The organism is Campylobacter sp. BCW_6468 (assembly GCF_001762865.1).
GTDB lineage: Bacteria > Campylobacterota > Campylobacteria > Campylobacterales > Campylobacteraceae > Campylobacter_D > Campylobacter_D jejuni.
The window spans coordinates 20,947-41,368 of sequence record NZ_MJXQ01000020.1 but is presented as its reverse complement, the minus strand read 5'-3'; the positions used below and the strand labels follow the sequence as shown (position 1 = coordinate 41,368).

Genomic DNA, 20,422 nt, shown 5'->3' with positions numbered 1-20,422 from the left:
TAAGGAAAAAACTATGGAAGTAAAGGCAAAGCAACTAGATTCTGTTAATGCGACTGCTAGTGTAAAAATTCCGTCAGGAATGATCAAAAGTGAAGTAGAAAATTTAGCAAAAAAAGCTTCTAAAAGTGTAAAAATGGATGGGTTTAGACTAGGAAAAGTTCCTGTAAGTGCCGTACTTAAAAGATATGAAAGAGAGCTCACTCAAGATGCAGAACAAAATCTTTTTAAATCCGCTGTAAATAGCGCTTTACAAGAACTTAAAAAAGAAAATAAAGAGCTTGTAGGTGAGCCATATTTTGAAAAATTTGATCGTAAAGATGGAGAAATTATTGCTGAATTAATACTTTCTTTTAAACCTGAAATCAAACTTGAGGGTTATGAAAAACTCATCCCTGAATATCAAACTCCAAAAGTAAGTAAAAAAGAAATTGATGAGAAAAAAGATGAACTTTTAAAGCGTTTTGCTACTCCTGAAGCTATAAAAACAAAAAGAGCTTTAAAAGAAGGTGATTTTGCAAAATTTGATTTTGAAGGTTTTGTAGATGATAAAGCTTTTGAAGGTGGTAAAGCTGAAAATTATGTTTTAGAAATTGGTTCTAAGCAATTTATTCCAGGTTTTGAAGATGGTATGGTGGGAATGAAAATAGGTGAAGAAAAAGATATCAAAGTAACTTTCCCTAAAGAATACGGCGCAGCGCATTTAGCGGGTAAAGATGCAGTATTTAAAGTAAAACTACATGAAATTCAAGAGCTTAAAATTCCAGAACTTGATGATGAAATGCTTAAAAAACTTTTACCAGGAGAAGAAAAAGCTAGTGTTGAAGTTTTAGATGAAAAATTAAAAGAGCAAATCAAAAATGAAAAACTTTTCAAACTTGTAAATGATGAATTAAAAGGCAAATTTGCAGATGCTTTGATTGAAAAATATAATTTTGATTTACCTAAAGGCATAGTAGAACAAGAAACTGATATGCAGATGCGTGCGGCTTTTAATACTTTTAGCGAAAAAGAAATTGAAGAGCTTAAAGCAAGTAAAGAAAAATATCAAGAAAAACGTGATTCTTTTAAAGAAGAAGCACAAAAAAGTGTAAAACTTACTTTTATCATTGATGAACTTGCAAAATTGCGTAAGATTGAAGTAAATGATCAAGAATTGATTCAAGCGATTTATTTTGAAGCATATCGCTATGGTATGAATCCAAAAGAGCATTTAGAAAACTATAAAAAACAAGGAGCTTTGCCTGCTGTGAAAATGGCTTTAATTGAAGAAAAACTTTTTAATGATATTTTTATACCAAAAACAGAAAAATCGGAAAAAGTGAGCAAAAAAGAGAAAGAAGATAAATAATGTTTATTCCTTATGTTATTGAAAAATCTAGTCGTGGTGAAAGAAGTTATGACATTTATTCACGCCTTTTAAAAGATAGAATTATTATGCTAAGTGGTGAAATTCATGATGAACTTGCCGCTTCTATCGTAGCACAACTTCTTTTTTTAGAAGCTGAAGATCCTACAAAAGATATTTATCTTTATATCAATTCTCCAGGTGGTGTAATTACAAGTGGTTTTAGTATTTATGATACTATGAACTATATCAAACCTGATGTTTGTACGATTTGTATAGGACAAGCTGCTTCTATGGGAGCATTTTTGCTTAGTTGTGGCGCAGAAGGAAAACGTTTTGCTTTGCCTAATTCACGTATTATGATTCATCAACCTTTAGGTGGAGCTAGAGGTCAAGCCACAGATATTGAAATTCAAGCCAAAGAAATTTTAAGACTCAAAACTATACTTAATGATATTTTGGCAAAAAATACTAAGCAAAAAGTTGCAAAAATAGCAAAAGATACAGAAAGAGATTTTTTCATGTCAGCACAAGAAGCTAAAGAATATGGGCTGATTGATAAGGTTTTGGAAAAAAGTTTTAAATGATTTCTTTGGAGATCATTTAAAACAAAGGTTTTTTAATGGTTAGAAAAATTATCACCTATCCCAATCCTAGACTTTTTTTAAACTCTGAAATTGTAAATAAATTTGATACAGAACTTCACACCTTGCTTGATGATATGTATGAAACTATGATAGCAAGTAATGGAGTAGGTTTAGCAGCTATTCAAGTGGATATTCCTTTGCGTGTTTTACTTGTAAATATTTTTGATGAAAACGATGAACAAAAAAAAGAAGATTTGCTAGAGATTATCAATCCTGAAATTATTCCTTTAGATGAAGAAATGATCACTTGTACAGAAGGGTGTTTGAGTGTGCCAGATTTTTTTGAAGAAGTGAAACGCTATAATCATATCTTGCTTAAATATCAAGATCGCTTTGGAGAATTTAAAGAACTTGAAGCAAAAGGTTTTTTAGCTGTGGCTATTCAACACGAAAATGATCATTTAAATGGACATTTATTTATAGAAAAAATTTCCTTTGCTAAGCGTCAAAAATTCGATAAAGAATTTAAGAAAAAGAAGAAAAATCATAAAAAAGAGAAATGAAAAAACTAAAGTGCATAAGCTTTCATGAAGGCTTAGACATTATAGAGGTAGAATCCACTTTTACAAGAGGTTTGCCAAATTTAAGCATAGTAGGGCTTGCAAGTACAGCGATTAAGGAAAGTGTCGAACGCATCAAAGCCACACTTTTAAGTTGTGATTTTGCTTTTCCTGCTAAAAAAATCACTATCAATCTTAGTCCTTCAGGCATCCCAAAAAAGGGATCGCATTTTGATTTGGCTATCGCTTTATTAATCCTTTTGCAAAATGAAGAATTAGATGACTTTTTTGTAGTAGGAGAATTAGGACTTGATGGAAGTATTAAAAGCACAAATGAGCTTTTTTCTTTGCTTTTGTTTCTCTCTGCTAAAATTAAAAAAGCTAAGATCGTTGTTCCAAAAAGTATAGCACAAAAAGCTTCCATGATACCAAATTTAGAGGTTTATGGACTTGAAAATTTAAATGAAGCAATAGAGTTTTTTAAAGAAAAAAATTATGAAAATTTTCGTTTTTCTCACAATCATCCTTTATTTGCAAACCCTTTACAAATAGAAAATGAAATTTTTTTACAAAATATGGATTTTAAACTTGATTTTAAAGACATCAAAGGGCAGGAAAAAGCCAAAAGAGCTTGTATGATAGCTGCTTTAGGTATGCATAATATCTTATTTGAAGGAAGTCCAGGAAGTGGTAAAAGTATGTGTGCTAAACGCCTTGTTTATATCATGCCTCCTCAAAGTTTAAATGAAATTTTAATGCAAAATGCTTATATGTCTTTAGATTCAAAAGATTGTGAATTTACTAAAATTCGTGCTTTTCGTCATCCTCATCATACTTCTACAAGAGCAAGTATTTTTGGCGGAGGAACAAAAAATGCTAGAATTGGAGAAGTCGCACTTGCAAATGGTGGAGTATTGTTTTTTGATGAATTTCCACATTTTAACAAGCAAATCATAGAGAGTTTAAGAGAACCTTTAGAGGATCATAAAATTCATATTTCAAGAGTAAATTCTAAAATCACTTATGAAACAAAATTTAGCTTTATAGCTGCCCAAAATCCTTGTCCTTGTGGAAATTTATTCTCCAAAAATCTTTCTTGTGTTTGTAGTGAAAATGAGATTAAAAAATACAAAAATCACATTTCAGCTCCTATTATGGATAGGATTGATCTTTATGTAGCTATGGATGAGATCAGCAAGGATGATAAAACGAGTATAAGTTCTAAAGAAATGAGTGAAAAAATTTTACAAGCTTTTATTTTTAGTAAAAAACGGGGGCAAAAAGAATTTAATGGGAAATTAAAAGATGAAGATTTAAGTCGTTTTTGTGTATTGGAAAAAGATGCCAAAGATACGCTAGATTTAGCAATTTCACGTTATAATCTTTCTTTGCGATCGCTTAATAAAATTTTAAAAGTTTCAAGAAGTATAGCGGATTTAGAACAAAGTCTTAATATTAGCAAAACCCATATTTTAGAAGCTTTAAGCTTTAGAGCAAGGAATTAAAATGGAAAATAAAAGTATAGCTATCTTTATAGATGCAGAAAATATCCCTGCAAAATACGCTAAAAGTATTTTTGATATCGCTTCAGATTACGGAGAGGTTATCATTAAACGCATTTATGGGGATTGGACTCAAAAAAATATACAAGGTTGGAGAGAGCAAATTGCTGAATATTCTTTAATCGCTATGCAACAATTTAATTTTGCAGCCAACAAAAACTCAAGCGATATGTATTTAATCACTGAAATTATGTCCATATTTTATGAAAAAAATATAGATATTTTTGTTATTGTTTCAAGCGATAGTGATTATACTTCACTCATTCAAAAATTAAGAGAAAATAAAAAACAAGTTATAGGAATGGGGCTTGAAAAGTCTATAAAATCTTATGTAAATGCCTTTAGTGAATTTTTTTATTTAGATAAAGATGAGAGTAAAAAAGAAGATATTTTAAGTAAGGATTATTTAAGAGCTTTAATCAATATCACCGAACAACTTATCGATGAAAAAGGGCGTGCCGAATACGCACAAATCCGTACTAATATGAACCGCAAATACTCGGATTTTCATCCGCAAAATTATGGTTTTAAGAATTTTCGTGCTTTGATCCAGAAATTTTTACCCAAAATGAAAAAATTTGAAGAAGAAAGAGAAAAAAATATATATTTTTTGGTGAAAAAAGATTATGAAAGCTATTATTGATAATATAAAAATTTTAGAACAAAATGCTATAAATAAAGGCTTAGATGAGCTTATTTTAATGGAAAATGCGGGATTAAATTTAGCCAAGCTAATTAAAAAAGAAGCTAAAAAAATTCGCATTCAACGCAAGATTAGAAAAGTAAAAATACTTTTTTTATTAGGCGGGGGTAACAACGCTTCAGATGGCTTGGTGGCTTTAAGAAATTTAAAACACGCTAAAGCTTATAAAATAGGCTTTAAAGAAAATACGCTTTTTAAAAAACAAGAGCAAATTTTACAAAATTATGCTTTTAAATTTTGTAAAAAAGAACCCAATTTTAAAAAATTTCATATTATCATTGATTGTATTTTAGGTACAGGTTCAAATCGTTGTTTAGATGAAAAAACAAGTTTAATTATTCAAAAAGTTAATCAAAGTAAGGCTTTAAAAATAGCTTGTGATATACCTACAAATTTGGGATTTTATCCTTGTTTTAAAGCTGATATTACATTTTGTATGGGAGCTTTAAAGGAAATTTTACTTGAAGATTTTGCTAAGGAATTTGTAGGAAGGATTAAAATAGCCAATTTAGGCATTAGATCTAAGAAATTTTACCCTAATTCTCAAGCTTTTTTGCTTGAAAAAAAAGATTTAAAAACTATAGATAGAAAAATCAACGCCAATAAAGGAAATTTTGGCCATATTTATATAGTTGCCAATGCAAGTGCTGGAACTTTAGCAGGACTTGGAGCCTTAAATTTTGGAGCAGGTCTTGTTTCTTTAGTAGCACAAACAAGTTTCTCGCCTCTTTTGATGTTAAAAGAAAAAATTGAAAATAATGCAAGTGCTATTGCTTTAGGTATGGGGCTTGAAAATTTGGATTTTCTAAAAGATGAAATTTTGCAAAACACTCCTTTGATCTTGGATGCAAACTGCTTTTTAAGTGAAGCTTTGCTTTGGTATTTAAACAGAAAAGATGTTGTTATAACCCCTCATCCAAAAGAATTTATAAAACTTTATAAAATGTGCTTTGATGAGAATTTAGATATAGAAACATTGCAAAAAAATCGCTTTTTCTATGCTAGAAAATTTTCACAAAATTATGATTGTGTTCTTGTTTTAAAAGGAGCAAATCCTATTATTGTGCAAAAAGAAAAATTATTTGTTGTAAATTTAGGAAATCAAGCCTTAGCTAAAGGTGGGAGTGGAGATGTTTTAAGTGGAATGATTGCTGCACATTTAGGTTTTGGTTTTAGTGCTTTAGAAGCAGCAAAAAATGCTACTTTAGCTCATGGACTTATTGCAAAAAAATATAAATTTAATAAAAATAGCTTTGACGCTTTAAAACTTATCAAAGGATTAAAATGCTTGTAAAATTAGCTGTACTTTTTAGTGGAAATGGAAGTAATTTAGAAAATATTTTAGAAAAACTTCATAAAAAAACCATAGGGGAAAATACCTATGAAGTAGTACTTTGCATTTGTAATAAAAAAGATGCTTTTGGTGTACAAAGAGCAAAAAAATTTGGTCTTGATACTGTCATTGTTGATCATAAGGCTTATAATACTCGTGAAGAATTTGATACGATTTTGGTACAAAAAATCAAAGAAAGTGGAGTAAATCTTACTGTATTAGCAGGTTTTATGAGAATTTTAAGTCCTGTTTTTACAAAAAATATTAAGGCAATTAACCTTCATCCTTCTTTATTACCCCTTTTTAAAGGAGCACATGCGATTAAAGAAAGTTATGAAAGTGATATGAAAGTGGCTGGAGTCAGTGTGCATTGGGTCAGTGAAGAACTTGATAGTGGAATGATTATAGCTCAAAAAGCTTTTGAAAAAAGAAATTTGAGTTTTGAAGAATTTGAAGAAAAAATTCATAGTCTAGAACATGAAATTTTACCCTTAAGTGTGATTGAAATTTTTTCTTAAAGAATTAAAGGTATTTGCTTTAAAACTATAAAATATCGCTTTAAAAAATTTTAAAATTTTCAAGGAAATTTATGTTTGAATGGATATTTAGTATTGATGCTTGGATTACTTTAGCTACTTTAAGTGCTCTTGAAATTGTACTAGGGATAGATAATATCATTTTTTTAGCTATTTTAGTAAGCAAACTACCCCCTGAACATCGTGATAAAGGACGTATCTTAGGTTTAGCTTTTGCAATGATTACAAGAATTTTACTTCTTTTATCTCTTTTTTGGGTAATGAAACTTGTAACACCTTTGTTTAGTGTATTGGGCAATGAAATTTCAGGAAGAGATCTAGTTCTTTTACTAGGTGGACTTTTCTTGATTGTAAAGTCTATTAAAGAAATTAAAGAGCAAATTTCTCATCAAGAAGAAGGCCAAAGTCATTTTAAAGCAAGCAATAAACTTTGGATAGTTGTGGCCGAAATTGCTGTGGTTGACATAGTGTTTTCACTTGATAGTGTTATTACCGCAGTAGGAATTGCTCAAGATGTAACCATCATGATTATCGCTGTTATTATCGCAGTAGCTGTGATGCTTTTTGCTTCTAAACCTATAGCAGATTTTGTTGAAAAATATCCAAGCATTAAAATTTTAGCCTTAGCTTTTTTGGTGCTAATAGGCGTAGTTTTAGTTGCTGAAAGTTTTGATATTCATATTGATAAGGCATATATTTATACCGCTATGGCTTTTGCTTTAGTGGTGCAAATTTTAAATATTTTAGATCAAAGAAAGGAAAAAAATGGCTAAAGACTCTAATGGAATAGAACTTAACACAGGTGATAGCGTGAGTGTAATAAAAGATCTTAAGGTTAAAGGTGCAAGTACAACTTTAAAACGTGGAACTACTATAAAAAATATTAAGCTCACTTCTAAAGAAGGTGAAATTGAGGCTAGAGTAGATAAATTTGGCGTTATTGTTTTAAAAACTGAATTTTTAAAGAAAATCTAGGCAAAGAATGTGCGAATCTTACTTGTTTTAAGAGGGAATTATTACGCAGGACAAGAAGAATTTATCAAAAATAATAAACTTCAAAATTATACACTTGATTTAAATGCTTTGCGTCTTTTATCAGGAAGCGTTAAAAATATAGTCAGTGAATATAAAATTTTAAATGTTAAAAATGATGAAGATTTGAGTAAAATTTTACTCAAACTTCTAGAAATGCGTATGCAAAAAGGTGAGTTTTGCATCATAAACGCTTACAATGAAACATTAAAAATTTACAAAGACTTAGCTAAACAATATCGCTATAAAATGTATGTTATTGTTTTTGATAGCTCTTTAAAACAATGTCAAGAAAAAAATCTTTTAGAAGCTAAAAAAAATGGATATATCATCCCTTATGCTCTTTTGGAAAAAACTCAAGATTTACTCAAAAAAAATCCAAAAAAATACCCAATTTTAGACTCGAGCGACTGGAAAAAATGTCTTTACCAAATGCCAAATTTAAGCAAATATAAAAAAATTCATCATATAGGAGATTTACAAGGTTGTTATAGTGTTTTAAAAGAATACATTAAAACAATCAAAGAAGATGAATTTTATATATTTTTGGGAGATTATATCAACAGAGGTATAGAAAATGGCAAAGTAATAAAATTTCTTTTAAAAATTTGCGAAAAAGAAAACGTATGCTTATTAGAAGGAAATCACGAAAGACATCTTATAAAATGGGCTAATGGAGAATTGTCAAATTCCAAAGAATTTAATGAAAATACTTTAAAGGATTTTAGAAAAGAAAAACTTACTCCAAGAGATACTAGAAAACTCTATCCTCATCTAAAAGAATGTTTATACTACAAATTCCAAAATAAATTCATATTTTGTTCACATGGAGGAGTAAATTTTATACCCTCCAAACCTGAAAAAATAAGTTTTATACCAAGCCATGACTTTATTTATGGTGTAGGTGGATATGAAGACAGTCAAAAAGTAGCAAATCAATTTTGTAATTTCACCTCGGACAATCTTTATCAAATCTTTGGACACAGAAATAAAGAAAAACTTCCTATGAAAATAGCCAAAAGAGTATTTTTATGCGAGGGTAAAATAGATGATGGTGGATATTTACGCGTAGTTACACTAGATGAAAAAGGTTTTGAGTGTATAGAAATTAAAAACCAAATTTACAAAAAGAAATAAAGCCTAAAGAGGCTTATTCTTCATCTTTATTTGTTTTTTTAACCACCTTAACACGCTCTATAGAATTCCCATCCATTTTTTTAACTTCATAGTAACAAAGTTCATCTTCAATGCGATCTCCTACCATAGGCAAGCGTCCTAAAAGATTAAATACATAACCACCTATAGTAACTTGTTCTAAATCCTCATCATAGTTTATTACAAGCATTTCTTCAACAGTTTCTATATCGCATCGTCCTTGAAATTCATAGATATTTTCAGCAAGTTTTTTATAGCTGTCTTCTTCATGCTCGCTTTTAATTTCGCCAATAATTTCTTCCATGATATCTTCCATGGTTAAAATTCCAGCAGTTCCACCATACTCATCAACTACTAATGCAGTATGAGAGCGTTCTTTATTCATCATTACAAGTACTTTTGAAATGCTGATATTTTCAGGAACCAAAATCAAAGGTTTAACAAAAGTATCTAAATTTTGACTTTTATGGTTTAATTCATTTTGTATTATATCTCGTATGTGTATCATACCTAAAATAGTATCTTTAGAACCATCAATATAAGGAAAGCGAGTATGTTTATGCTCACAAATGATTTGCATATTTTCTTCGTAACTTTTTTGTTTATTTAGACAAATCATATCTTTTCTAGGAGTCATAATCTCTTTAGCAACAGTATCTGAAAAATCAACAGCATTGCGTATGATCTCTGTTTCAAATTCATCTAAAACTCCACCTTTTTGACTCTCACTTGCTATGATTTTAATTTCTTCTTCGCTATGAGTTAGCTCGCTTTCTTTAGCAGGTTTTATTCCAAAAAGTTTCAAACTTATAGCTGCTAAAAAATCGAAAATTTTAATACAAGGCAAAAAGAGCATCCAAAACCAATGAAGCGGTCTAGCTATAAATAAAACCGCTTTATCTGCAACTGCAATAGCTATACTTTTTGGCACAAGTTCTCCTAAAACCACATGTAAAAGAGTAATAATGCTAAAAGCAATAATGAAAGCTATAGTATGGATAATAACAGTGCTAAAACCAAGATTAATAAGCGGAATTTCTAGCATTTTTGCAATAGCAGGCTCACCTATCCAACCAAGAGCTAGAGAACTTAAAGTAATTCCTAATTGACAAGCACTAAGATATGTATCAAGCCTTGAAGTAACCTCCAAAGCTTTCTTGGCACCAGCTTTTTTTTCTTTTACCATCTCTTCAAGCTTGGAACGACGTACTTTAACAATACTAAATTCAGACAAAACAAAAAAACCATTTAAAAACACTAGAGCAAGTGCAACAACAACCATAAGCATAGAATATCCTGCATCAAAAGATGCTGTAGAAGTTTGGTTTAAATCCAAAACCTGACTGGGGTCCAATGAAGCTCCTTAAGAAATAAAATATTATTAAACCTTATTATACACAATTAAAAGTAAATTTAATATTTGAATTTTTTCTTGTATTTTATAAGAAAAAACTAAGACTTATAAGAAATATTTTTCTCAAATTCTTTTAAACGCTTATATATACTTCTAAGTTGAGTGATAGTTGTCCAGTTTGTGATAAAAACACTAAAAGAGCTTCGCACTTGATCAAATGCATTATTAATCTGCATTACAATACCAAGTCCTATAGCTCCAGCAAAAAGCCCTGGTGCCATGATTAAAAATGGCACTATAACTATCATTTGCTCAAATAAAATGAGCCAAATATTAAAATATCCATAATGTAAAAAAAGTCTTTTATAGTTAAATTTAAGCCCTGTAAAAAGCTCTATCATAGTCTCATTTTTAGCGTATTCTTTGCGATTATCCTCAGCATAAACAAGCTCTTTTCTAAAAGCTGCTTCAGCTTTTTGATTGTTATATTCAAGTCCAGGAAGCTTAATACCTACAAACCATGACACAACCAAGCCTCCTAAAGAAATCAAAAGTGCAATATAAACAAGCAAACCATCAATGTTTTTTAAAAAATAAAAAAAAGAATTTTCGCTTAAATTTGCAAATAAAGCTTTACTCACAACATCACTTAAACTCCATAAAATCGGAATAAATGCTACAAGGGTCATCAAAGCTTTTATAAAACTAAGTCCTAAACTCTCTACGATTTTAGAAAAATTATAAGTATCTTCTTGAATTCTTTGCGAACTTCCTTCTATATTATCATCTTTATTTTTCCAAAATTTTAAATAAGAAAAAGTCATAGCCTCACGCCACTTAAAAGCATAGACGCTAGCAAAATAGATATTAATTGTAGCGATTAAAACATAAGGAATAGCAATAGCCAAAAAAACTAAAATCAAAGCATAAAAATCACTTGCTGAATAATTTGGCTTTTCAATCATAGCCCTAGAGTTGAAAAAATATTCTAATAAATTTTGATAATAATACAATGCGCCTTTATTGATAAAATTAGCTTTTTGGAAATTTTGCTCAGCTCTTTGATTAGCCTCTTGGATTAAAGTGGCATTATTTTCAAGATTTTCTTCTATTTTTTGCGTAGAATTAGAATCCAAAAGTTCTATTTTTGGCTTTTGTAAAACATTGTAAAAATCACTATACCATGAATTGATCGCAACATTTAAGCTTGTTTGTATATATAAGAAAAATAACAGTAAAAAAAGTCCCAAATAAGCCCATAAAGCCCATTTTTTACTTTTAAAAAACGAAGAGAACATAATCATCACCTTTAAAATAAAAATTCTAATAAACTTTTTTTAATGAAAAGTTTATTTTTTACCTAAATAGTCTTTAATATTGTAATCAATAGGCATAACAAAACTGATTTTATCACCATTTTTTAACATTTCTTTAGGCGGTTTTGGCAATGGAGAAGCTCTTTTAAATAAACTTAAAGCTTCATCATTGAGCGCTGCATAAGGGCAAGATTTTTTAAGCTCTTTGCTTAAGACATTTCCGCTTTCATCAATGCTTACGCGAATTCTTACAACGCCTTCTTGTTTTTGCATTATCGCTTCTTGAGGATATTTTTTAAATTTAGTCAAATGAGCCATAAGCAAAGCTTGATAGCTTTTAACTTGTTCTTTGGCATTGCCACTTACTATAGTTTGTGTTTTATCTTCATTACTTTGTAGCGGAGCACTGAGCGATTCATTTTTAAATTTTGAATTTTCACTTGCATTAGCTATTTCTTTTTGAGCTTGGTTTTCATCTTGCTTTTCAATCTTTTTTTGAACTTTTAATACAGCATTTTTATCTTGAGAATTAAAACTTATTCTTTCGTCTTGTTTTTTGTTTTTATCTTGAGAATTACTCTTTTTTTGATCAATCGAAACTTCTTTTAATTCCCCGATAGGAAACTCTGATACCATCATAATGGAAGTAAATTCCGCTCCTTGTTTAAAATCAACACCACTTGATTTTTCTTGAGTATAAAAAGAAAAAAGGAAAAACATTAATACTAAAGTATGCAATATCAAACTTAACACAAACCCAAAAATCACACTAGACTTCATACTAATCCATCTTTTTACTTGAAAGAGCTATTTTTCCATAGCCATTCTCTTTTAATTTTTGCATTACTTGCATAATATCTTCATACTTTACACTTTTATCGATATGAAAATAAATAATTTCTTCTTTATTGCCTTTGGTTTTTATATCTAAAGCACTTGAAAGATTTTCTAGGCTTAATTTATCATCATTAATAGCCAAAGTATTATCAGTATTTAAATAAAGTATGATGGGATTTTTAAGCTTATCCTCTGCTTGCTGCGAACTCTTGGGTAATTCTATTTTGATAGAACTTGTGATAAGAGGAGTAACAGCCATAAAAACAATCAATAATACAAGCATAATATCTATAAAAGGAGTTATATTGATCTCACTTAACTCCTCTTCTTTGTGAGCCATTTCAGTTTTTATCATTAAAATAACTCCTATGAAAAAGTATATAGACAAAATTTGCAAGCTCATCTAAATGGTGCATAAGTTTTAAATTTTTTCTTGTAAGATAATTATAAAAAAGCACCGCAGGGATAGCAGCTATCAAGCCAAAAGCTGTAGCAAACAAGGCTTCAGCTATACCAGGCGCAACGACTGCCAAAGAAGCATTGCCAAGATTTGCTATACCTATAAATGCATTCATAATTCCCCAAACTGTTCCAAAAAGCCCTATAAAAGGTGCGCTAGCACCTATGCTCGCAAGCAAACTCAAGCCATTTTTGCTTGCTGTGATTTGCTTTGAGATGGTATTTTGCAAACGCAATTCTATACGCTCTTTTATGTGATCATTTTTATATTCACTTTTTTCAAGCTCATCTTGAATTTCTAAAGATAAAACACCTGCAAAATCTTTTGTCTGATCTAATTCATTGAGATTTTTTAATTCTTTTATCTTTTGTATAGACAAGTCTAGATTTTTTTTCATAAAATAAAATTGCATAAGCTTAGAAATAAAAACTGCCCATGCTAAAATGGAAAATAAAACCAATATATAAATAACACCTTTTACCACCTCATCAGCATTTTGATAAAGACTAGAAAGAGAAAGCTCTATTTTAGGTGCTTTGGTTTCTATCTTAGAAGAATCAAAAGATAAATTTGTATCTGTTGCATTTGCTTCTGCATTTAAATTTAACAATAAAAAATAAAATAAAAACATTTTTTTTAACATTTGTATATTCCTTAATATTTATATTCAAAACTTACTATAAAAGTACGACCGCGAGCAGAATTGCTAAAAAGATAGATAGGATCACCTGCTCCATTATATTGAAGCTGATTATCTAAGGAATTATAAGCATTTAAGGCATCCATGTAGTTTTTATCAAATAAATTTTGCACCTCTGCTCTCATTGTGAGGTTTTTAAACCATTCTATATTCCAATATAAATCTACTATAATAGGAATTTTTGGTAAGTCTTGTGTGGTTGGTTTAGGATAATAAGGATTGTTTGGATCCTTATTCCAATCATCTGTATTTGGATTTACCCTTTTTGCTTTGCCTGTGTATTTTGCTATACCACCAAAGCTTATTTTGTCATTTAGCCTAAAGCCAAGCTCTACATTTACATAATCTTTTGGAAGCTCCATGATTTTACTTGCCGAAAAAGAGCCAAGAAGAGGTCCTGAAGTTTGAGAAATAGTTGAACTTGTATCTTGTCTTGAATACATAGCTTTAGCATAAGCAAAACCCAAGTCATAGCTTAATTCTAACTCCACACCCTTAAATATGGTATCATCAGCTGAATTTAAGTGCATATAAAATTGCGAGCTTGGAGGAACTTTACTTGGATCTTCAAGATAAAATTGTTCATTATAAATATAATCTTTTATTTTTGTATGATAATACACGGCTTTAAAACCAAAGCGATCATCATCTTTTAAAAGTCCATGTTTAAAAGAATTAAAACCTATTTGCCAAGTATTGGCTTGTTCTGGTTTTAAGAAAGAATTGATACCATTGCCTTCGTTATTTGAGAAAAACATTTCTTGCACATTAGGGGCTCTATTTGTTCTCGCAAAACTTACAAAGGGTGTAAAAAGCTCGTGTATGGCAGCTGAAAGCATGACAGAAGCATTCAGGCGAAGTCCATTTTTATCTATATCTGTCGCCGCTTTTGGAAAACACATAAAATTTACTTCATCGCAAGCAGGTCTGTGTCCTTTGATATTCCAATCTAAAAGATTCACATTGGTATCAAGTGTAAAGATACCATAATTTAGACTATTATCAAGATAATAAGTAAAAAGATTTTGTTTTCCACGAGGCTGAAAAGGTATAGAATTTACTCCTTGAATTGATGTATTTAAGGTATTTTTATAATCATTAAGCAAAATATTTGCTCCAAAGCGTGTGTTTAGATTAAATCCATGCCATTCACCCTCTAAAGTATCACTTATATCAAAAGTAGTGGCAGTATTTTTTGCCTTTGTGTTAGCTATGGCATCGTTTGCCGCAAAAGTAGATTTTGATCCATAGGTTTGTATGCCTTGATTGTAGGCAATAAGCGTATTTACATTAAGCCACTCATTAGGGTTGTGCCAAAAATCAAGTTGATAATTGTCATTGTGTATTTTTCTACCGGCAAGTTCGTTTTGATATCTACGATAAGAAAATATAGTGTTTGTAAAAGAATTTGGGACATATTCGAGTTTAAAAAGTTGAGAGTTTGGTTTTTGGGTTAAAAAATCTGGATCAAAAGGAGCGATATTGGTATCAGCTATACCATCTCCATCAGTATCAACCATACTACTACCTATCTTGCCACCCCCGCCTACAGTGTAATTTTGAGTAATTCTCTTTGCGCTATAACCAAAAAGCGCGCCCACATATCCATTATTTTCAAGTTCAGTCTTTCCAGCCACTGCACTCATATAACTTGGTCCGATTCCATTGCTTCCATAAGAAAATCGTCCTAAAAATCCAAAGATATTGCCATCATGTACAATATCATTTATACCTATGGTCTTAAAATTTGCTGATCCCATCAAGGCATTTGCTCCACCTACTCCTTCAAAAGTTCCCCTTGTAACATCAACTCCGATTAAGAAATTTGTATCAATAACAGCTCCAAAAGCTGAAGTTCCCGTTTGTGAATGAAATCTAGCTGGATCATCTGATGCACTACCATAAAAAGTTTGAGTAACACCGTCAATCATGGTATTAACACGCCCAAAACCACTCATACCACGAATATTTACTTGAACTGTACCTTGAGCTTGATCTGTGTTTGTGTAGGTTCCAGGTATACTACGCACTATAGAATCTATACTTTGTGTATCTGAACCTATACCCTCTCTTGTGCTTGTTGCTCCAGGAGTTACAAAAGGTTTTTCATCGTTTTTGATTTTTGAACCTGAAATTTCAAGACTATCAAATTCTAATTCTTCAGAAAAAGCAAAACTAGCAAAACATAAACCTACAGCACAAAATAAACTTAATTTTTTCATTCCTTCCCCTTATAAATCAAAACATAATCACTGTCTTTTAAATCTATTTCTCCATAGCTTAAATTCACTACAACTATTTTTTTACTGCTTTTAAAATCTTGTATATGTAAAGGAATTCCTATTTTTTTACTTGTATGATAGCTTCCAGCTAGCAATAAAACTTTATTTACATGATGAACCAATACATCAGCCATACGCCTGTCTTTGAATTGTTGAATTTCCACCAATTTATCTAGTAATTCTTTATTTTCTTCAGGATTTAGCTTATGGCTTAAGGATATAATGTCAAAAAGTTGTTTTTTTACTTCATTTGTGGTTGAAACATAACCCTTTAAGGGCTGAGCCCCATTATAAATACTTGTAATTTCTGAGCGTGAAAGATTTGCACCTAATATTTTTGACTTTGAATAAAAAACCACATTGACAAATTGCTCATAATCTTTCCATTTCCAGACCTTATCCCAATTTAATGCATTAGTAAGTTCATTGGCTTTAATGGTTTTTTTATTTTTAAAAGCTTTATCTAAGTGATTTTGCTCTGTGCTTGCTAACATTTCTAAAGCTACATCAAAGTTTATATTTTGAGAACTTAAATTTCCTTCTAAGGCATTAAAAATCATAACTTGACTTATCTTATGTTTAACCTCATCGTGTTTTTCGCCAAGCAGTATCACATCTACTTTTAGCAATTCTAAAATCATATCTTCAAAAGAAATCTTTTTTTGAGTATGCGTATCAAGTATATAAAAATCTTTATTTTCTTGAAGTGGAGATGATTTTTGCAAAACAGCACAAGCGCTCAACATAAAGCTTATAAATAGAATGCTTAAAATAGTATAAAATTTCATTATTATTGTTACTTTCTTAGTGGTTTATTTTTGATATTGAATATTAATATTTTATATATAAAAATACTATTAAATATTTATATTAAAATTTAATTATTTATAATTATTATCAAAATTTATTATAATAAAATGAAAATATTTATCAGTTATAAAATTATTAAGTTACTTTATATTTACTTTTTAATATTAATATTTCTTATCAAAATATCTAAAAGGAATTAATGTCTATGAAAAAAATAATTTTATTTTTACTATGCGTTGGCTTTGCTTTTGCTTGCTCTGAACATTCTCATACCGATTTTAAAGATCTTAATAAAACCGAGTATAATTCTCAATTAAAGGATAAAATATGAAAAAAATCTTCTTTATGTTTTTAACGGCTGTTTCATTTTTAGGTGCTAGTGAGCTTAATATTTACTCAGCAAGACATTATAATGCTGATTTTGAAATCATAAAAAAATTCGAAGAAAAAACAGGTATTAAGGTCAATCATACTCAAGCTAAAGCTTCAGAACTTATTAAAAGACTTTCTCTTGAAGGAAGTAATTCTCCTGCTGATATTTTCATCACAGCTGATATTTCAAATCTTACAGAAGCTAAAAATTTAGGACTTTTATCCCCTGTTTCATCAAAATATTTAGAAGAATTTATACCTGCTCATTTAAGAGATAAGGATAAAGAATGGTTTGCGATTACAAAAAGAGCAAGAATTATTGCTTACAACAAAAACGCAAATATCGATATTAGCAAAATGAAAAATTATGAAGATTTAGCAAAAGCTGAATTTAAAGGAGAAATTGTTATGAGAAGTGCTACAGCTCCTTATAGTAAAACTCTTTTAGCATCTATTATAGCTAATGACGGAAATAAAGAGGCTAAAGCATGGGCTAAAGGTGTGCTTGAAAATCTTGCGACAAATCCAAAGGGTGGGGATAGAGATCAAGCTAGACAAGTATTTGCAGGCGAAGCTAAATTTGCAGTTATGAATACTTATTATATAGGGCTTTTAAAGAATTCTAAAAATCCAAAAGATGTAGAAGTGGGGAATTCTTTGGGTATTATTTTTCCTAATCAAGACAATAGAGGAACGCATATTAACATTAGCGGTATTGCTATGACAAAATCAAGTAAAAATCAAGATGCGGCTAAAAAATTTATGGAATTTATGTTAAGTCCTGAAATTCAAAAAATTCTTACTGATAGTAATTATGAATTTCCTATAAGAAATGATGTAGAATTAAGCCAAACTGTAAAAGATTTTGGAACTTTCAAAGAAGATCAAATCCCTGTGAGTAAGATAGCAGAAAATATTAAAGAAGCTGTTAAAATTTACGATGAAGTCGGTTTTAGATAATGTATAAAACCCTACAATACTATAAACTCGGGGCAATTTTACTTGCCCTTTTTCTTGCTTTGCCTATTTTTGGTATTTTTGCTGAACTTTTTTATATTTTATTTCAAAATTTTAATACAAGTAATTTAACCCAATTTTCATCTATTAAAGAAAATTTGAGTCATTTTTTTGATTATTTATTTTTAAAATTCATCAAAGATACTTTTATAATTAGCGTGGGAGTATTGTGTTTAAGCTTGATTTTGGGTGTAAGTTCTGCTTATTTGATCGCAAATTATGATTTTTATTTCTGTAAAATTTTAGAAAAATTACTCATTTTACCCTTGGCCATACCTGCTTATATTTTAGCCTTTGTTTATGTTGGAATTATGGATTTTCAAGGATTTTTTCATGAAAATTTTGGCTTTAGGATGGATTTTTTCAATCATTATGGTGTTATTTTTGTTTTGGCTATTTCTTTATATCCTTATATTTATTTATTTGCTAAAACAGCTTTTAAAAGTGAAGCCAAAGAGGCTTATGAAGTAGCTAAAATCATGAAATATTCTGAATTTAGAATTTTTACACGCGTGGCACTTTTGAGCGCAAGGCCTGCCATTTTTTCTGGAGCTTTATTGGTTTTAATGGAAACTTTAAGTGATTATGGCGCAAGTGCTTATTTGGGAGTGGATACTTTTTCGGCTGGAATTTTTAAACTCTGGTATGATTTGAATGATTCTTATTCTTCTAGTGTTTTATCGGGTATTTTAATGCTTTTTGTATTTTTGATTATGTATGTGGATTATTATTATAAAAATAAACATCATTATAGTTTTAATCAAAATTTAACTCTTTTTATCAAAAAAAGAAAATTAAATCCTATTAAACAAATTCTATCCTGTATTTATTGTTTTATGATTGCTTTTGTAGGTTTTATTTTACCTTTTATTTGGCTAGTTTATTGGGGGTTAAAAGATCATAAGCTTTTTGAATCACAATTTTATATTATCAGTTTTCAAACTATAATCTTAGCTTTAGTCACTGCTTTAATTACCACTTTTTTAGCTTATTTTTTGATGTTTAGTTCTAGGATAGTTAAAAATCATTTTTTTAATTTATTTATTTTAAAAATAAGTTCTTTGGGTTATTCTATACCTGCTGCTGCTTTAGGGATTAGCATTATAGTGCTTTTTGTATTTTTGGATAAAATTTTTCACATGAGTTTATTGGGAAATTCTTTATTTGTTCTTATTTTTGCTTATATAATTCGTTTTTTAGCGAGTGCAATTTATTCTTTAGAAGGAGGATATAATAAAATTCATCTAAATATTGATGAGGCAAGTTTAAATTTAAGAGCGAGTTATTTTATTTTATTTTTTAAAATTCACACACCTTTAATGAAACATTTTTTATTTTTGGCTTTTATTATTGTTTTTATTGATACGATTAAAGAACTTCCTTTAAGTAGAATTTTAGCGCCTTTTGGCTTTGAAACTTTAAGTGTTAAAGCTTTCTGGTTTGCAAGTGATGAAAGAATTTATGATGCAGCTTTGCCTTCCTTGTTTATCGTTTTTCTTTCTTTAATGGTTGTTGTTTGGATGGATAAAATCACAAGGAAAGATGATGTTAGAAATTAAAAATTTATCTAAAAATTTTGAAAAAATACAAGCTTTAGAAAATATCAATCTTCATGTCAAAGAAGGAGAATTTTTAAGCATTTTAGGAGGTAGTGGAAGTGGAAAAAGCACGCTTTTAAGGATTATTGCTAAGCTTGAACAAGCTAGTTCTTATGATTTGTTTTCTTGCAAAGGTGAAGTGGCTTTGATGTTTCAAAATTATGCTTTATTTCCTCATTTAAATGTTGAGAAAAACATACTTTTTGCACTTTACGATAAAAAAGATAAAAATCAAATTTTAAATCATTTGCTTAAAACTTTTGAAATTGAAGATTTAAGATATAAAAAAATCGATGAAATTTCAGGAGGGCAAGCGCAAAGAGTGGCTTTTGCTAGAGCTATAGCAAGAGGATGTCAGCTTTTGCTTTTAGATGAACCTTTTTCTAATTTGGATCAAAATTTAAAACAGGATTTAAGAAGAGAATTGAAAAAAATGATAGAAAATCAAGGCATTACGGCTATTATGGTAACTCATGATATTGAAGATGCTTATTGTATGTCTGATCAAATCGCTTTTTTAGAAAAAGGAAAAATTTTAGCTCATGCAAATCCTAAAGAGCTTTATTTTAAGCCCGATTTTAAAAGTGCGCAAATTTTACCTGATTTAAATATCATAGAAGAAAAACTTGATTTAGAAGATGAATTTTTTGCTTGGATAGCTTCAAAAAATTATATTTTTGGTTATGCAGAACTTAAAATAGGAAATCGCTTTGAGGCTAAAATTTTACAAAAAGAATTTTTAGGGGCTTTTTATAGACTTAAGTTAAGATATAAAAATATAGAATTTTTTATGTTATTAAGCTCAAATTATAACTTAGAAGAAAAAATAAATTTTGATATTATCAATTTTTAGTTAAAATTCC

21 protein-coding genes are annotated in these 20,422 nt (G+C 29.5%); 14 read left to right on the top strand and 7 right to left on the bottom strand.

What is annotated here, in order from left to right; genetic code table 11:
• Nucleotides 1-13: 13 nt before the first annotated feature.
• From tig to AJ889_RS02255, 10 genes are all read left to right on the top strand, one after another.
• The gene (tig, locus tag AJ889_RS02300) at nucleotides 14-1,348 is read left to right on the top strand and encodes a trigger factor (protein WP_002869504.1); all 1,335 of its coding nucleotides are present in this window, start codon (nucleotides 14-16) and stop codon (nucleotides 1,346-1,348) included.
• Nucleotides 1,348-1,932, top strand: coding sequence for an ATP-dependent Clp endopeptidase proteolytic subunit ClpP (gene clpP, locus AJ889_RS02295; RefSeq protein ID WP_002806309.1), 585 nt, complete (start codon nucleotides 1,348-1,350; stop codon nucleotides 1,930-1,932). The genes tig and clpP overlap by 1 nt, the downstream gene beginning before the upstream one ends.
• A gap of 35 nt (nucleotides 1,933-1,967) precedes the next feature.
• Complete coding sequence (def, locus tag AJ889_RS02290) at nucleotides 1,968-2,495, top strand: peptide deformylase (protein WP_002851936.1); 528 nt, start codon at nucleotides 1,968-1,970, stop codon at nucleotides 2,493-2,495.
• A complete protein-coding gene (locus tag AJ889_RS02285; RefSeq protein WP_002869505.1) occupies nucleotides 2,492-3,997 on the top strand; it encodes a YifB family Mg chelatase-like AAA ATPase in 1,506 nt (501 codons plus the stop codon). Before def ends, AJ889_RS02285 begins: the two co-directional genes overlap by 4 nt.
• Nucleotide 3,998: 1 nt before the next feature.
• The gene (locus tag AJ889_RS02280; protein ID WP_002826913.1) at nucleotides 3,999-4,697 is read left to right on the top strand and encodes an NYN domain-containing protein; all 699 of its coding nucleotides are present in this window, start codon (nucleotides 3,999-4,001) and stop codon (nucleotides 4,695-4,697) included.
• Complete coding sequence (locus tag AJ889_RS02275) at nucleotides 4,681-6,051, top strand: bifunctional ADP-dependent NAD(P)H-hydrate dehydratase/NAD(P)H-hydrate epimerase (RefSeq protein WP_032584645.1); 1,371 nt, start codon at nucleotides 4,681-4,683, stop codon at nucleotides 6,049-6,051. The genes AJ889_RS02280 and AJ889_RS02275 overlap by 17 nt, the downstream gene beginning before the upstream one ends.
• The gene (gene purN, locus AJ889_RS02270) at nucleotides 6,042-6,608 is read left to right on the top strand and encodes a phosphoribosylglycinamide formyltransferase (RefSeq protein WP_032584647.1); all 567 of its coding nucleotides are present in this window, start codon (nucleotides 6,042-6,044) and stop codon (nucleotides 6,606-6,608) included. The genes AJ889_RS02275 and purN overlap by 10 nt, the downstream gene beginning before the upstream one ends.
• Nucleotides 6,609-6,679: 71 nt before the next feature.
• On the top strand, nucleotides 6,680-7,399 hold the full coding sequence (locus AJ889_RS02265) for a TerC family protein (RefSeq protein WP_002867107.1): 720 nt from the start codon (nucleotides 6,680-6,682) through the stop codon (nucleotides 7,397-7,399).
• Entirely contained in the window at nucleotides 7,392-7,601 is a 210-nt protein-coding gene (locus AJ889_RS02260; protein WP_032584648.1) for an alkylphosphonate utilization protein, read from the top strand. Before AJ889_RS02265 ends, AJ889_RS02260 begins: the two co-directional genes overlap by 8 nt.
• A 9-nt stretch (nucleotides 7,602-7,610) precedes the next feature.
• Entirely contained in the window at nucleotides 7,611-8,795 is a 1,185-nt protein-coding gene (locus AJ889_RS02255) for a metallophosphoesterase (RefSeq protein WP_011049610.1), read from the top strand.
• Nucleotides 8,796-8,808: 13 nt separating this feature from the next.
• Here the strand turns inward: AJ889_RS02255 and AJ889_RS02250 are convergent, their stop codons facing one another.
• The 7 genes from AJ889_RS02250 to AJ889_RS02220 form a co-directional block, all read right to left on the bottom strand.
• Nucleotides 8,809-10,167: a hemolysin family protein gene (locus AJ889_RS02250; RefSeq protein WP_002869507.1), complete on the bottom strand. Its 1,359-nt coding sequence runs from the start codon at nucleotides 10,165-10,167 to the stop codon at nucleotides 8,809-8,811.
• Nucleotides 10,168-10,265: 98 nt separating this feature from the next.
• Nucleotides 10,266-11,471, bottom strand: a complete 1,206-nt coding sequence (locus AJ889_RS02245) for a putative transporter (protein ID WP_071616380.1) — start codon at nucleotides 11,469-11,471, stop codon at nucleotides 10,266-10,268.
• Between the two features lie 45 nt (nucleotides 11,472-11,516).
• Nucleotides 11,517-12,263 carry an energy transducer TonB gene (locus AJ889_RS02240; protein ID WP_002857414.1) on the bottom strand — a complete coding sequence of 249 codons (747 nt, stop codon included), beginning with the start codon at nucleotides 12,261-12,263 and terminating at the stop codon, nucleotides 11,517-11,519.
• A gap of 1 nt (nucleotide 12,264) precedes the next feature.
• Nucleotides 12,265-12,675 carry a biopolymer transporter ExbD gene (locus AJ889_RS02235; protein ID WP_002851714.1) on the bottom strand — a complete coding sequence of 137 codons (411 nt, stop codon included), beginning with the start codon at nucleotides 12,673-12,675 and terminating at the stop codon, nucleotides 12,265-12,267.
• Nucleotides 12,662-13,423: a MotA/TolQ/ExbB proton channel family protein gene (locus AJ889_RS02230; protein ID WP_032584649.1), complete on the bottom strand. Its 762-nt coding sequence runs from the start codon at nucleotides 13,421-13,423 to the stop codon at nucleotides 12,662-12,664. Before AJ889_RS02230 ends, AJ889_RS02235 begins: the two co-directional genes overlap by 14 nt.
• A gap of 11 nt (nucleotides 13,424-13,434) precedes the next feature.
• Entirely contained in the window at nucleotides 13,435-15,702 is a 2,268-nt protein-coding gene (locus AJ889_RS02225) for a TonB-dependent receptor domain-containing protein (protein ID WP_032584650.1), read from the bottom strand.
• Nucleotides 15,699-16,550 carry a ChaN family lipoprotein gene (locus AJ889_RS02220; RefSeq protein ID WP_032584651.1) on the bottom strand — a complete coding sequence of 284 codons (852 nt, stop codon included), beginning with the start codon at nucleotides 16,548-16,550 and terminating at the stop codon, nucleotides 15,699-15,701. The genes AJ889_RS02225 and AJ889_RS02220 overlap by 4 nt, the downstream gene beginning before the upstream one ends.
• Before the next feature lie 221 nt (nucleotides 16,551-16,771).
• On the opposite strand from AJ889_RS02220, the gene AJ889_RS02215 reads away from it, so the two are divergent.
• Genes AJ889_RS02215 through AJ889_RS02200 form a run of 4 tightly spaced genes read left to right on the top strand, consistent with a single transcriptional unit; the run spans nucleotide 16,772 to nucleotide 20,412 of the window.
• The gene (locus AJ889_RS02215; protein WP_002859376.1) at nucleotides 16,772-16,903 is read left to right on the top strand and encodes a lipoprotein; all 132 of its coding nucleotides are present in this window, start codon (nucleotides 16,772-16,774) and stop codon (nucleotides 16,901-16,903) included.
• On the top strand, nucleotides 16,900-17,904 hold the full coding sequence (locus AJ889_RS02210; RefSeq protein WP_002854235.1) for a Fe(3+) ABC transporter substrate-binding protein: 1,005 nt from the start codon (nucleotides 16,900-16,902) through the stop codon (nucleotides 17,902-17,904). The genes AJ889_RS02215 and AJ889_RS02210 overlap by 4 nt, the downstream gene beginning before the upstream one ends.
• Nucleotides 17,904-19,520 carry an iron ABC transporter permease gene (locus tag AJ889_RS02205; RefSeq protein ID WP_032584890.1) on the top strand — a complete coding sequence of 539 codons (1,617 nt, stop codon included), beginning with the start codon at nucleotides 17,904-17,906 and terminating at the stop codon, nucleotides 19,518-19,520. The genes AJ889_RS02210 and AJ889_RS02205 overlap by 1 nt, the downstream gene beginning before the upstream one ends.
• On the top strand, nucleotides 19,504-20,412 hold the full coding sequence (locus AJ889_RS02200; RefSeq protein ID WP_072227273.1) for an ABC transporter ATP-binding protein: 909 nt from the start codon (nucleotides 19,504-19,506) through the stop codon (nucleotides 20,410-20,412). The genes AJ889_RS02205 and AJ889_RS02200 overlap by 17 nt, the downstream gene beginning before the upstream one ends.
• Nucleotides 20,413-20,422 lie beyond the last annotated feature (10 nt).